Source organism: Microbacterium hominis NBRC 15708, assembly GCF_001592125.1.
GTDB lineage: Bacteria > Actinomycetota > Actinomycetes > Actinomycetales > Microbacteriaceae > Microbacterium > Microbacterium hominis.
In genome coordinates, this window is the sequence record NZ_BCWI01000023.1 from 52,683 (window position 1) to 64,648 (window position 11,966).

Here is an 11,966-nt window from a genome sequence, read left to right on the forward strand (position 1 = left end):
GCTACCGACCGATTCCCGAGCGGCGGACGGCGCGATGGACCGTGCGACTGTTGCCGAATGCCTCCGCTGGCGGGAGGTGAAGAGCCCGTTCGCGGATCGCGCGGCGAGTGCTCGCAACTCCCTGAGTGGGAAGCGAGCGCATTCTGCGAGCGAGGGAGGATTCGAGGTCGATGCCCTGACCCGCCACCCGCCCGGTGACGGCGGGAACGAGTTCCGTGGGCCGCATCCACACGACTTCGCTGCGAACTCGTTCGCTCCCGTTCAGCACGAGCGGCTGCTTCGCGAGTGACGGATCGCCGTGCCGCGCGAGCTCTGAGACTTCGTCGGAGGCCCGCTTGTTGACGAGTTCTCTCTCTGCGGTATCCACACCAAGCGGCGCGTGGGGGTGTTCGACGTGTTCGTATTCGTTCATGGCGTGGCTCCCTTCTGAACCTCAGGTGTGCGGATCGTCCCCGCGAACCATCGGCCGACTGTCGACGGGTGCACTCCGGTGGCACTCGCGATCTCCTTGTTCGACATCCCGCGCTGACGCATCACCACGGCGATGTCCTTGCGGGCACCCTGCTCCGAAACGTCCATCGGCGGGCGGAGCTGCATGATTTCCGTGGAAAGGTCTCGTGCCGCCTCACCTGTGGAGGACACGTCAAAACGGAATCGCTGAGTGAGGACAACGGTGAGGTGCGTGATCGCGAGCAGCACCAGCGGAGGGACTGCGGCGACGGATGCGGCGAGCACGGGTGGCACATCGGCATCGGCTGCGACGATCGCGTGGATCGAGTTCGCGGTGACCGACACTGCGGCACCGGCCACCAGCAGCATCCACGGATACCACGCACCCCGTTGCCCGGCGAGCGCGACGACGGCGACGGTTCCGACGACGATGATCCCGTCCACGATGAGCGGCCACGCCCAGGCTTGCGTCGGTGCGATCCCGGAGCGGCGTGCGAGATCCGCGAGAGAAGTGAAGGACAACCAGAACGCGCCGGCGGCGATGAAGACTGTGCCGATGATGGCCGTCCACACCGCAGACCGCGCCGATCGCAGGTCCGTGGTGCCGGGGATCATAGGGCTATCTCCCCGTTGAGCGCGCGGGAACCTGTGCTTCCCGCGCGGATGCGAAAGGGCGCCACCTGCCCCACCACCGTTCGGTACGCGGAGCGGATCGTCGCCACGATCTCGGCCTGGTGCAGCCCCGCGCGTTCGGCTGCCGGCCCGAGCGCGTGGCGCGCGTTCTGATCGGTGATCCCGTTCTCCGCGAGCCGGCAGGCGGCCCAGTACAGGGCACGGTTCCGCTCGCCCTCTCCACGAGTAGCCAGCCAGGACGCGATTCGTTCGACGTCGACCTCGCGTTCGGCCCCCGCAGGTGCCCGGATGGCTGGCGTCGGCCGCGGGTCCAGGAACTGTCGAAGTGCGGCGCCGTCGATAGGGGCGGCATCCCCACGTCCGGCACCGATCAGCTCACATGTCGACCTGTTGCCTTCGAACAGCACCTGCGACGGCGGCACGATGACGTAGGCGCCCTCGCCGCGGAAGCCGATGCCGGCACAGGCGGCCTGCCACGACGGCTGAACACGGTCGGGTTCCGCGGGGTAATAGGCATGCATCCCACCGGACGCCGTCTTGACCAGCGCCTGCCAGCGGTCGACGAGACCCTCCCGCCGCGCGAGCTCGAACGCGGCGAACCCCCGCACCCGACCGTGCACGTCTATGTCGACGACTTCGATACCGGAAGCCCGTCCGGTCGGCATGCCGATGTTCGCCTGGGGCCACCGCGCCCACCATCGGGCGACCTGGTCGCTGTCAGAGGTGGCGTCATGGAACCCGTGCTCGGTGAGCGGGCGCTTCTCTGCGGGCTTGCAGGGGAAGATCGGTACTCCGGCTGCAGAGAGCCTCTCCGCTCCCTCGCGCGGTGAGAGGCCGATCACTCCGGCGAACAGCGCGACGGTATCCATCAGAGATCCCGGATCGAGGCTGTCGGGCGGTCGGAGGCGTGCCGATCGTTCGCGAAGCGGGCACGGCCGAAATGTTCAGCCCGACCCGCGGCGGTCGGCAGGTGGGCACCGTGCTGCGTCGCTCTTGTCAGACCGGGCGGGTCGCCCGACCCGACCTGCACTGTCGGCAGTGCTTCCAGGATCGCGACCGCTGTCGCCCGCACGCGCTCACCCGTTGCTTGCACGACTTCCACAGGCGTCTTTCCATCGACGGACGTCGCCCATGTCGCCACGTAGGGGATGGTGTATCCCGCAGTGTCGAGACCGCGGGCTGCTCCGATCATCAATGCGACGGACTCCGCTTCGACCTCGCCGATCCCGCGATGGAGCACGGCATCCGGGTTGTCGGGGCCGTGCAGCATGACGTGGGCCAGTTCGTGAGCGAGCGTCTTCGTGCGCGCGGCCGGATCCATGTCGGCCCGTACGGCGACGCTCCGGGTGAGGTAATCAGTCATGCCGTTGGCTCCGCCGAGTTCGTGACCGCTCGCAACAGTGCGCAGCGAGTACCCATGACTGCGCACCAAGGACGCCAGCCCATCCCAGAGGCCTTCCGGGGCGTCTCCCGCGAGCAACTTCGGAGTCGGCCGGTGCGGGATCGGCGCGCCGCTCGTCTGCGAGGCATCCCACACGTATGTGGGCCGCACGCCAACAAGCCGTGAACGTACGACGTCGTTGGGCCTGGCAGACTCGCGGGGTGCGAGACGACGCCCCGACTCCGCAACCTGCGGGGTGGGCGAGGCGAACCGCGCGAGGATCGGCGCGAAGATCATGTAGCCGGTCTGGCCGCGGTCGACCGACCTCCCGAGAGCAAGCCACTGCCGAAACCCTGCGACGTGCGTCGGCGCCGGTTCCGTTACCCGCCCCTGCTCGAATGCTGTCAGGTGCTGCAGCCAGATCAGCATCGTGTTGTTGAACGAACGAGCGCGGAATCGAGCAGCGAACTCGAGAGCCCGAACCCAGTCGCCGCCCGTCACTAGCGTGGCCACGGCTTCCGCGAGTTGCGCGTGTAGCCGTTCAAGCTTCGCCTCAGTGAGGTCCTTGCGAGTCATGGTAAGGGCGCCTCCTCCGTCTCAGCCGGCTTTGGCGGCTTCGTGTGGGAGGTACGCGTCAACTCACCGTCGCGTCGGCGGCAGGCGGGGGAGTGGACATCGGGGGTATGCGTACATAGGTGCACCATACGCCTCGTGTGCTGAATTAGGTAGCAACGGGTGCGGAATGCGTATAGCGATACCCTGCTGTCGTGGGTAGAGGTTCCCAGGGTGAGGCTGGCGCATGGTCAATGGATCTCGTGCGCGCAGTGTCGACGCTTCGAGATGCCGCCGGGATGACGAACCAGGAACTGATCGACCGGGCGGGGATGTCGGCCACATACTTCTACGGGCGACTGCGGGGTGCCGCACCCTTTGATGCGAACGACATCGAGAAGCTCGCGCAGGCACTGGGGACTCACCCACACGAGATCTCGCGTGTGGCAGCATCTATCGGCGACGCTCGCGAGATCGAGCCGATCGTCGACACGGACGCCAAGGAACTGGGTCGCCGGCTAACCGCGGTATCTCGCGCGCCTCGCCTGGACGGATCCGCATTCGATATCGACGGTCTTGTCAGTGAGCTCGCCGAACGTGGAGTCGCGCTGGATCGCGAAGAGTGGTCTAGCCTGCTCGCGGGTGACTCCAGCACACCTATTCGTGTGAGGGTGCTTGAAGGCGTCGGGGCGTATGCCGGGGTTCCTACGGCGTACCTGCTCGACCTGGCTGACGCTGCCGCAGTAGAAGCAGCGGAAGCGAACTTCGAGTTCCGCGAGGCGCTGAAGGCGTCGGGCGCGGACTCGGTGTCAGCGCGCGCGGTCGGCGAGATCTCGCCCGCCGCATTGCGGGCCATTGCGCAGACCCTCAGGTCGATCTCTGCGCGTTAGCGCATTCACCTGACCTCTACTGCGCATCGGCGTACAGTGGAGAGCATTCGAGCGATCGCTGTGCCGAGGTCGTGATCGGAGGTCGGGCGTCATGAGCTATCGCGCATCTCGACATCATGAAGAGTTGCGCGCCCGCGCCGAGGCGCAGCTCGAGCGCCTCCATCTCCCAGCCGACGTAGAACTGCAAGACATCGTGAGGCAGGTCGCGGCAGCGACCGGTCGACGAATTGACATCGAGCCGGTCGGCGATCGGGACTGGGAGAACATCACCGGGCTGGTGCTACTGACAGCCGATTCGGCCAAGATCCTCGTGCGGAAGTCCGACCCTCGCTGGTACCAGTTCCACACGGTGCTGCACGAGCTGTCGCATGTTCTGTTCGAGCACGCCGGGTGCGCGACTCTGCCCGTCAAGCATCCGGGATCTCGTCATGTGCGCGCAGGTCAGACCGTGCTCGCGCGCGGCATCGTCACTCCGGACTTCGAGGTCGACCTGGACTTCGCCGACACTGAACTCGTGATCGAAGCCGAGGCGGAGAAGCTGTCGCAACTCCTGTCGCGGCTGCTGCTTCGACCTCGCCACGGCCATGACGAGGCGGTGTTCGGCTGATGGTGCTCAGTATCGAAGCAGTTGCATTCCTCGCACTGCTGCTTCTCACCCTCATCCGGTTGCCGTCCGCGATCCGCGAGCCATCGAGTCGACTGACCTGGATCGCCACGATCACCGGGCTCGCAGCAGTCTTCATGGTCGGAGTCGTCGTTCCGTTGCCGATCATCGACGGCTGGCTCGGCGGAACGAACGTCGCAAACCTCGTCCAGAACATCCTCGCGACGACCGCATTCTGGTTCGTCATGCAGGCGGCGCTCACGCTCGATGGCAGCAGGTTCAATCCGCGCAGTCTTTGGGAGCTGCCCGCGATGTTCCTCTCCTTCACCATTCCATTTCTGTTGATCGCCGATCGTGGATCGACGACGGACGACTTCATAAAGGAGACCGCGGATCAGCTCGGCCTATGGGCATACGCATCGCTCTACATGGGATGCGTCGTCTTGATCATGACCCGGATGCTTCGCGGCATCCACGGGCGCACGCCTCGGCCGTACATCCTCATCCGCATCGGCGCCTGGGGAATCCTTGGGGCGAGCCTCATCGAGATCGTCTACCTCACCCTGCGCGTCGCCGGCCTGGGGCGCACGCAGCCCGTCGAAACAGTCGGGGCTCTGTTCACGATTCCGTTCTACGGGGGTGTCGTCCTGGTGTGCGCCGGGATCATCGTGTTCGCCGTCGCCCGAGCCGGCAGAAGATCGATGAACGCGACCCTTGGACGGCTCCTCGCGAAGGCGAGCCTCGATCGCGGGATGATTGTGAAGCCCATTCCCGACGAGGACCCCGTGCACGAGACATACCCGCTGGCGGTTCGCCTGACGGACATTGCCAACAGTCAAGAGTTGACGAAGCGCGAACGAGTCCTTCTTCGCGCTGCAACTGAAATGCTCGATCGACAGATGCGGGCGCCAGCAGTAGTCCGGATGTCAAGCGTTGCGGGGACGGTGAGGGCACCTTGAAGACAATCGGCACTTTGGCCGCGGTCTTCGTCGTGCTGCTAGCGGCTGCCACAGGAGTGATCTGGCTGCTGGCACGTCGCATTGTCGGCGTCGAGCCGCGACGCAAGACTGTGACCGCTCGTCGCGTCGGCGACGATCTCGAGTTGCCGCAGAGCGACCTCACGGCTGTTGACGGGAGCTACGGCCTCTGGTTCGGAGAACGTTTTGAGCACCACGCGTTGATTGGGCCCGTGGTGTCGTCGGACGAACACCGCGTCATCCGTCGTGTGCTCAAGACGACTGCACCGATCAGCACGGAGCCCTTCGAAGCGCAGTGGACCGGACACACCATGAGCGGTCCTGCGGAAATCGACCCCGACTGGGAGGACGTGGCGGTACCTCTTCGCGACGGCGCATCAGCCCCGGCGTGGCTCTTCCGACGCACTGCCCTCGATGGGCCTTGGGTGATCCGCGTTCAGGGGATTCGAACGTCGAGACTCGTGACACTGCGCTCGGTCGAGGTGGCGCAGACCGTCGGCCTGACGTCGCTGGTGATCACCTACCGAGGCGCTGGAGATGGGCCGAAGGCATCCGCGTCGACACTCGGGCAGCGCGAGTGGACGGACCTGGCCGACGCCATCGCGTACGCCCGAGCTCACGGAGCTACCGCCGTGTACGTAATTGCGTGGTCGATGGGCGCGGGGCTCGCGCTGGAACTTCTTCGCCACGACCCCATGGCGTTCGATCGACTTGCTCTGATCGCTCCTGCGACCAACTGGCGAGAGATCATCCGGCAGGGTGTGAAACGCGCTGGACTCCCGGGTTTCGTTGCTTCCGTCGTGACTTGGGCGCTCGGCTCACGCGTCGCGAGTCGACTGGCCCGGATGCCAGTTCCGCTCGACTTCGACCGGCTTGACTGGAGTCGGAACGTCACGACTGACATCCCGACGGTCGTTATCCATTCGAAACGGGACGAAGAGATTCCGTTCGAACTCACCCGCGCGTTCTCCACTCGCTCGAACGTGACGCTTGTCCAGACGGCAGATGCTCCACACGGGTGGGAGGCCAACGTCGATCCTGAGGGATTCCGATCTGCACTCCGGTCCGGGCTCCGGTGACGATAGATCGCGGCCGAGTTCGACTCGATGCTGCCGAGGCACAGTCACTGCGGTGATCCGCACTCGGCGGTGATCGATGACCAAGGCATCCGGGGGTGTCGGCGGATACTTCCGCCAACGGAGCGGCGATGTCAGTTGCGTGCCTCCTGCGAGAGTCGGCGAACGCTGGCTTGGACACGGTCGCGGAGGTCTCGGACTCCGTCGATGCCCCAGTTGGCGGGGTCGGGAAACTCCCACTCGATCAGTTCGCCTGGCACCGGGCCAGGCAGGGCGAGTCCGGGCTTCATGGTGACGACGATGTCCGCGGCCGCGAGATCCTCGACGGTGACGGCGCGAGGATGAGCGGTGGTGGTGTCGATGCCGAGCTCGGCGAGGGCCTCAGCGACCACCGGGTTGATCTGCTGAGCCGGGGTGATCCCGGCGCTGGTTGCGGTGAACCGTTCGGGCGCGGCGTGGGCGAGAAGGTGCGCGCCGAGCTGGGAGCGGCCGGCGTTGTGCTGGCAGAGGAACAGCACCGTGGGGGCGGTCATGACGGGACTCCCGCGGGGGTGAGCGCGTGCGCGCGCGACCAGGCCTGGGTCGCGGCCTGGATGGCGTCCCACGGGGAGCCGAGCGGGGGCGTGTAGGAGAGGTCGAGGTCGGAGACCTGCTCGACGGTCAGCCCGGCGTGCAGGGCGGTGGCGTAGGTGTCGACGCGCTTGGCGGTCTCGGTGCCGAGCCGCCCGACCAGCTGGGCACCGAGGAGTCGCCCGGTGGTGGTGTCGCCGGTGATACGGATGCTGATCGGCTGCGCGCCGGGATAGTAGCGCTTGTGGTCGTCTGCGACCGACCCGACCGTCGACGGGGAGAACCCGGCGGCTGCGGCGTCCTGGTCGCGGAGTCCGGTGCGGGCCGCGACGAGCTCGAAGACCTTCACGACCTGGGTGCCGACCGACCCTGCGAACCGGGCGTCACCGCCCAGGGCGTTCTCCCCGGCGATGCGGCCCTGCTTGTGGGCGGTGGTGCCCAGCGGCAGGTAGGTGGCGCCGAGGAGTCGGTGGTGGGTGATGACGCCGTCGCCGGCGGCGAAGACGTGTGGGAGGCCGGTGCGCATCTGCTCGTCGACGACGACCGCGCGTCCGGCGCCGAGGGTGGCCCCGGCGGACTCGAGGAGGGTGGTGTTGGGGCGGACGCCGACGACGGCGAGGACGAGGTCGGCGGTGTGGGTGACCGGCTCGCCGTCTCGGGTGGCGTGGACGGTGAGCCCGTCCGTGGTCTTCTCGACGGCGTGGACGGTGGTGTCGGTGTAGACGAGCACGTCGTGGTCCTCGAGCTCGGCGCGGACCAGGCCGGCAAGTTCGGGGTCGAGGGTGGAGAGCACTTCGGGGCCGCGCTGCAGCTGGGTGACCTGGATGCCGCGCGCGGCGAACGCTTCGGCCATCTCGAGGCCGACGTAGCCGGCTCCGATGATGATCGCGGTCTGCGGGTCGCGGCCGGTCAGGTGCTCGTCGAGCGCGAAGGTGTCGCCCATCGAGTGGATGACGTGGACGCCGTCGTCCGGGCCGAGCCGGTCAAGGCCCGCGATCCCGGCGTGGGAGGGCAGGGCGCCGGTGCCGACGATGAGCTCGTCGTAGCCGATCACGTCCTCGGTGCCGAGCCGGTCGCGGACGGTCAGTCGCCGGCCGGCGACGTCGATGCCGGTGGCGAGGGTGTCCAGCCGCAGCGACATGCCGGTCGCTTCCAGGTCGGCGTGGGTGCGGTGCGCGAGGGACTGCCACGGGGCGACTTCCCCGGTGAAGTAGTACGGGATGCCGCAGATGGAGTAGTTCGGGTAGGCGTCCGCGACGATCACGGTGACGTCGGCGGTGGGGTCGAGCTCGCGGGCGCGCAGCGCGGCGGAGATCCCCGCGTCGCTGCCGCCGATCACGGCGATATGGGTCATCAGGAGGTCTCTTTCGTCTCGGTCAGAACGGGCTCGGCGACCAGGTCGCCGGTCTCTGCGGCGTGGGGGAAGAGCAGGACGGCGAGGGCGATGCCGGCGGCGGCGCCGACAAGCTGGGCGCCCAGGAACGGCAGCACGGAGCCGGGGGCGATGCCGGCGAACGTGTCGGTGAAGACCCGGCCGATCGTGACGGCGGGGTTGGCGAACGACGTCGAGCTCGTGAACCAGTACGCGGCGCCGATGTAGGCGCCGACCGCGGCCGCGACGACCGGGACGGAGCGGCCGGTGCGAGCCAGGCCGATGATCAGCAGCACCAGGCCTGCGGTCGCGACGACCTCGGCCAGCACCGTCGCAGGAGTGGCCCGGTCGGTCGTGGAGATCGCGGTCGGGACGGCGAACATGGCGTTGGCGAGGACCGCGCCGCCGATGCCGCCGAGGATCTGCGCGAGGATGTAGAGGGCGAGCAGTGGAAGCGAGAGCCCCGAGCGGGTGCGGCGCCCGAGGAGGGCGTCGGCGAGGGACACCGCGGGGTTGAAGTGCGCACCGGAGACGGGGCCGAGCAGCAGGATCAGCACGCCGAGGCCGAAGGCGGTGGCGATGGAGTTCTCGAGCAGCTGCAGGCCGGCATCCGCCGAGAGCCGTTGCGCGGCGATCCCGGAGCCGACCACGACCGTCACCAGCAGCCCCGTGCCCAGCAATTCCGCCCCGGCCCGGCGGGCGAGCGCGCCGATCGTCGCCCGCGTTTCGGTGCGGGCGGGTGCGGGTGCGCTCACGTCCCGGCTGCTGTCAGATCGGGGGTGAGCTCTGTGAGCAGCTGTTCGACGTGCTCGCGGATCTCGTCGCGCACCGCGCGGACGCCGTCGAGATCCAGGTCGGCCGGGTCGCCCAGCTGCCAGTCCAGATACCGCTTGCCGGGGTACAGCGGGCAGGCGTCGCCGCAGCCCATCGTGACCACGGCATCCGCGGCGCGCACGACGTCGTCGGTGAGCGGCTTGGGGAACTCGTCGCCGACCGTGATGCCCTCCTCCTCGAGGACCGTCAGCACGGAAGGCAGCAGCCCTGCGGCGGGCTGGGAGCCGGCGGAGCGGACGTGGACGCGGTCGCCGCCCAGGTGCCGGGTGATCGCGGCGGCCATCTGGGAGCGGCCGGAGTTCTGCACGCAGACGTAGAGGATCTCCGGCACCCGCTTGGCGATCAGGCCGCGGGACTGCGCCAGAGCGGTGAGCCGGTCGCGGGCGAACTTCTCCGCCAGGCTCGCCAGGTGCGTCGAGACGCTCGCGGTGCGCGCCAGGGCCGCGTAGGACTCGAACACCACCCGCTCGACGGTCTCCTCGCTGACCATGCCGGCGAAGTTGTGGGCGAGGCGCTCGGAGGCACGGTGCAGCACGGAGTCGGGGAACAGCAGCGCCTCCTGGCCGCGGTGCTCGTTCATGCCGTCCTCCTGGCAGGCAGGAGCTCGTCGATCAGCGTCTCGACGCGGCCGCGGATGTCGTCGCGGATGGGGCGGACGGCCTCGATGCCCTGACCGGCCGGGTCGTCGAGCTCCCAGTCCTCGTACCGCTTGCCGGGGAAGATCGGGCAGGCATCGCCGCAGCCCATCGTGATTACGACGTCGGACTCTCTGACGGCGTCAACGGTGAGGATCTTCGGGGTGTTCCCGGCGATGTCGATGCCCTCCTCGGCCATCGCAGCCACCGCGACGGGGTTGATCTGATCCTTCGGCGCCGACCCGGCCGAGAGCACCTCGATCCGGTCGCCGGCGAGGGATCGGAGATAGCCGGCAGCCATCTGGGACCGGCCGGCGTTGTGCACGCAGACGAACAGGACGGTGGGCTTGTCGTTCATGGGGTCTCGCTTCCTCTTGAGGAAAGAATAGACCGAAATCTATTGATTGGCGACAGGGATGACGGGGACAAGCTCGGGGAGGAGCTCGCGCACGCGCCGGTCGATGTCGTCGCGGATGCGGCGCACCGTCGCCGGCGGCTTGCCGACCGGGTCTTCGAGATCCCAATCCAGGTAGCGCCGTCCGGGGTAGACCGGGCAGGCGTCGCCGCAGCCCATCGTGATGATGTAGTCCGCCGCCTGCACGACGTCGTCGGTGAGAGGCTTGGGGAACTCGCCGCCGAGCGGGACGCCGATCTCGTCGAGGGCGGACACGATCGACGAGCGCACGTCATCGGCCGGCGCGGAGCCTGCGGTGCGGACAGTCACGCGATCGCCCGCCAGGTGGCGGAGGATGCCGGCCGCGAGTTGTGACCGGCCGGCGTTCTGCACGCAGACGAACAGCACCGTGGGCACGACCGTCTCCGTGTTCCCTGCATCGCGGCCGAAGTCGTCGAGTCGCGCAGCCGCGAACGCCGCGGTGCGGGACGCGAGCAGCGGGGTGTGCTCCCTGGCCGACAGCAGCCGGTAGGAGTCGTGGACGTACTGCTGCACGGTCTCGCGGCCAAGCGTGCCGCGGTAGCGGGCGGCGAGGTCGTCGACCACCCGCTCGAGGTCGGGATCGCCCCCCGGGGCCGAGCCGCCGAGCAGGGCGGTGACGCGGTCCTCGTGGTCGGGGTTGATCGAGTACCAGACCCGGCGCCCCTCGGGTTCGCGCACCACGATCCCCTCCGCGTGCAGAGCGCTCATGTGATGGCTGACAGTGGGCTGGCGCAGGCCGAGCTCGTCGGCGAGCCGCCCCACCAGCGCCCGCCCGTCCTCGGCGTCGCGGATCAGCTGCACGATCCGTGCGCGCGTGGGGTCGGCAAGCACCGTCAGCGCGGGACCCTCCACCATCTGATCCATAGATGCGAGTCTATCTCAGAGCAGACATGCCCGCGCGCAGCCCGGAACTTTCACGCGGTGCGCCTCGTCGATGTCGCTTCGACCACGAGTCCGCTCGTGCGCTCTTCGCGCTGCGGTCGTACCCGGTGCTGACGGGGCGAGCCGGCCAACGTGCACTCAATAATGAGATTCACCCGCGTGTCAGGAGCGATCGCGGGAACGGTGACGACGTGGACCACACCTCCCAGTAGGCCTGCCCGAGCAGGTCGTGGATGCGCTGCTGCGCGGCCGGATCCTCGGTGCGCGCGCAGTCGGACTCCAAAGGGAGCAGGTCCAGCAGGAAAAGCCGTCGCTACCGGACACCCGTCAGCGCGTCAAGCAGAGCCAAGTCGGGCTCCAGGCCCAGAAACCGGTGGTAGGCGAGCGAATCAGGGAGGGCGCGATCCAGGAACACGGCCTGCTGCGGTCGGGCGGCGCGCTCCTGCGCGATCTGCACGTCGACGACGGCGCAATGGAACTCGCCCTGCCGGGCACGCACCTCCGCGGTGCTGCGTCCGGTGATCCGCTGCAGGTCGCTGCAGTGGCGGGCGTGCTCGATCGTCGTTGCGTCCCCGCGATCGCGCAGCAGGTTGACCGTGGTGGTCTTGCCCGAGCTGGGACCGCCCGTCACGACGGGCCAACGGGTGGTCTGTGCGGGCCGCGGCTCCTAGATA

General features: G+C 68.2%; 15 protein-coding genes. 4 read left to right on the forward strand and 11 right to left on the reverse strand.

Annotated features, from left to right (window positions below; all coding sequences use genetic code 11):
- Position 1 precedes the first annotated feature (1 nt).
- Genes MHO01S_RS16565 through MHO01S_RS16760 form a run of 4 tightly spaced genes read right to left on the reverse strand, consistent with a single transcriptional unit; the run spans position 2 to position 3,040 of the window.
- The gene (locus tag MHO01S_RS16565) at positions 2-412 is read right to left on the reverse strand and encodes a hypothetical protein (protein WP_157553806.1); all 411 of its coding nucleotides are present in this window, start codon (positions 410-412) and stop codon (positions 2-4) included.
- Positions 409-1,065, reverse strand: coding sequence for a DUF2637 domain-containing protein (locus MHO01S_RS14755; RefSeq protein ID WP_060960670.1), 657 nt, complete (start codon positions 1,063-1,065; stop codon positions 409-411). The genes MHO01S_RS16565 and MHO01S_RS14755 overlap by 4 nt, the downstream gene beginning before the upstream one ends.
- Positions 1,062-1,952 carry a bifunctional DNA primase/polymerase gene (locus tag MHO01S_RS14760; protein WP_060960669.1) on the reverse strand — a complete coding sequence of 297 codons (891 nt, stop codon included), beginning with the start codon at positions 1,950-1,952 and terminating at the stop codon, positions 1,062-1,064. The genes MHO01S_RS14755 and MHO01S_RS14760 overlap by 4 nt, the downstream gene beginning before the upstream one ends.
- Positions 1,952-3,040 carry an ArdC-like ssDNA-binding domain-containing protein gene (locus MHO01S_RS16760; RefSeq protein WP_060960668.1) on the reverse strand — a complete coding sequence of 363 codons (1,089 nt, stop codon included), beginning with the start codon at positions 3,038-3,040 and terminating at the stop codon, positions 1,952-1,954. Before MHO01S_RS16760 ends, MHO01S_RS14760 begins: the two co-directional genes overlap by 1 nt.
- Positions 3,041-3,270: 230 nt before the next feature.
- Here MHO01S_RS16760 and MHO01S_RS14770 point away from each other — a divergent pair, with 230 nt between their 5' ends.
- From MHO01S_RS14770 to MHO01S_RS14785, 4 genes are all read left to right on the forward strand, one after another.
- Positions 3,271-3,906, forward strand: a complete 636-nt coding sequence (locus tag MHO01S_RS14770) for a helix-turn-helix domain-containing protein (RefSeq protein ID WP_082734260.1) — start codon at positions 3,271-3,273, stop codon at positions 3,904-3,906.
- A 91-nt stretch (positions 3,907-3,997) separates the two neighbouring features.
- On the forward strand, positions 3,998-4,513 hold the full coding sequence (locus MHO01S_RS14775; RefSeq protein WP_157553807.1) for a hypothetical protein: 516 nt from the start codon (positions 3,998-4,000) through the stop codon (positions 4,511-4,513).
- Positions 4,513-5,469 (forward strand): hypothetical protein, encoded by a 957-nt coding sequence (locus MHO01S_RS14780; RefSeq protein WP_060960665.1) that lies wholly within the window; start codon positions 4,513-4,515, stop codon positions 5,467-5,469. The genes MHO01S_RS14775 and MHO01S_RS14780 overlap by 1 nt, the downstream gene beginning before the upstream one ends.
- 14 nt (positions 5,470-5,483) lie before the next feature.
- Positions 5,484-6,566 (forward strand): alpha/beta hydrolase family protein, encoded by a 1,083-nt coding sequence (locus tag MHO01S_RS14785; protein ID WP_157553808.1) that lies wholly within the window; start codon positions 5,484-5,486, stop codon positions 6,564-6,566.
- 131 nt (positions 6,567-6,697) lie between these two features.
- Here MHO01S_RS14785 and MHO01S_RS14790 read toward each other — a convergent pair whose 3' ends face one another.
- From MHO01S_RS14790 to MHO01S_RS14820, 7 genes are all read right to left on the reverse strand, one after another.
- Positions 6,698-7,096, reverse strand: a complete 399-nt coding sequence (locus MHO01S_RS14790; RefSeq protein WP_060960663.1) for an arsenate-mycothiol transferase ArsC — start codon at positions 7,094-7,096, stop codon at positions 6,698-6,700.
- The gene (locus tag MHO01S_RS14795) at positions 7,093-8,487 is read right to left on the reverse strand and encodes an FAD-dependent oxidoreductase (protein WP_060960662.1); all 1,395 of its coding nucleotides are present in this window, start codon (positions 8,485-8,487) and stop codon (positions 7,093-7,095) included. Before MHO01S_RS14795 ends, MHO01S_RS14790 begins: the two co-directional genes overlap by 4 nt.
- The gene (locus MHO01S_RS14800; RefSeq protein ID WP_060960661.1) at positions 8,487-9,260 is read right to left on the reverse strand and encodes an aquaporin; all 774 of its coding nucleotides are present in this window, start codon (positions 9,258-9,260) and stop codon (positions 8,487-8,489) included. The genes MHO01S_RS14795 and MHO01S_RS14800 overlap by 1 nt, the downstream gene beginning before the upstream one ends.
- Positions 9,257-9,919 carry an arsenate reductase ArsC gene (locus MHO01S_RS14805; RefSeq protein ID WP_060960660.1) on the reverse strand — a complete coding sequence of 221 codons (663 nt, stop codon included), beginning with the start codon at positions 9,917-9,919 and terminating at the stop codon, positions 9,257-9,259. The genes MHO01S_RS14800 and MHO01S_RS14805 overlap by 4 nt, the downstream gene beginning before the upstream one ends.
- A complete protein-coding gene (locus tag MHO01S_RS14810; RefSeq protein WP_060960659.1) occupies positions 9,916-10,332 on the reverse strand; it encodes an arsenate reductase ArsC in 417 nt (138 codons plus the stop codon). The genes MHO01S_RS14805 and MHO01S_RS14810 overlap by 4 nt, the downstream gene beginning before the upstream one ends.
- Before the next feature lie 39 nt (positions 10,333-10,371).
- Positions 10,372-11,274 carry a metalloregulator ArsR/SmtB family transcription factor gene (locus tag MHO01S_RS14815; protein WP_231735173.1) on the reverse strand — a complete coding sequence of 301 codons (903 nt, stop codon included), beginning with the start codon at positions 11,272-11,274 and terminating at the stop codon, positions 10,372-10,374.
- Positions 11,275-11,605: 331 nt separating this feature from the next.
- Positions 11,606-11,923: an ATP/GTP-binding protein gene (locus tag MHO01S_RS14820; RefSeq protein ID WP_060960658.1), complete on the reverse strand. Its 318-nt coding sequence runs from the start codon at positions 11,921-11,923 to the stop codon at positions 11,606-11,608.
- Positions 11,924-11,966: the final 43 nt, after the last annotated feature.

Excerpts from the sequence above, each read along its gene's own strand:
- MHO01S_RS16565 (WP_157553806.1), bottom strand. The coding sequence starts at position 412 with ATGAACGAATACGAACACGTCGAACACCCCCACGCGCCGCTTGGTGTG.
- MHO01S_RS14755 (WP_060960670.1), bottom strand. The coding sequence starts at position 1,065 with ATGATCCCCGGCACCACGGACCTGCGATCGGCGCGGTCTGCGGTGTGG.
- MHO01S_RS14760 (WP_060960669.1), bottom strand. The coding sequence starts at position 1,952 with ATGGATACCGTCGCGCTGTTCGCCGGAGTGATCGGCCTCTCACCGCGC.
- MHO01S_RS16760 (WP_060960668.1), bottom strand. The coding sequence starts at position 3,040 with ATGACTCGCAAGGACCTCACTGAGGCGAAGCTTGAACGGCTACACGCG.
- MHO01S_RS14770 (WP_082734260.1), top strand. The coding sequence starts at position 3,271 with ATGGATCTCGTGCGCGCAGTGTCGACGCTTCGAGATGCCGCCGGGATG.
- MHO01S_RS14775 (WP_157553807.1), top strand. The coding sequence starts at position 3,998 with ATGAGCTATCGCGCATCTCGACATCATGAAGAGTTGCGCGCCCGCGCC.
- MHO01S_RS14780 (WP_060960665.1), top strand. The coding sequence starts at position 4,513 with ATGGTGCTCAGTATCGAAGCAGTTGCATTCCTCGCACTGCTGCTTCTC.
- MHO01S_RS14790 (WP_060960663.1), bottom strand. The coding sequence starts at position 7,096 with ATGACCGCCCCCACGGTGCTGTTCCTCTGCCAGCACAACGCCGGCCGC.
- MHO01S_RS14795 (WP_060960662.1), bottom strand. The coding sequence starts at position 8,487 with ATGACCCATATCGCCGTGATCGGCGGCAGCGACGCGGGGATCTCCGCC.
- MHO01S_RS14805 (WP_060960660.1), bottom strand. The coding sequence starts at position 9,919 with ATGAACGAGCACCGCGGCCAGGAGGCGCTGCTGTTCCCCGACTCCGTG.
- MHO01S_RS14810 (WP_060960659.1), bottom strand. The coding sequence starts at position 10,332 with ATGAACGACAAGCCCACCGTCCTGTTCGTCTGCGTGCACAACGCCGGC.
- MHO01S_RS14815 (WP_231735173.1), bottom strand. The coding sequence starts at position 11,274 with ATGGATCAGATGGTGGAGGGTCCCGCGCTGACGGTGCTTGCCGACCCC.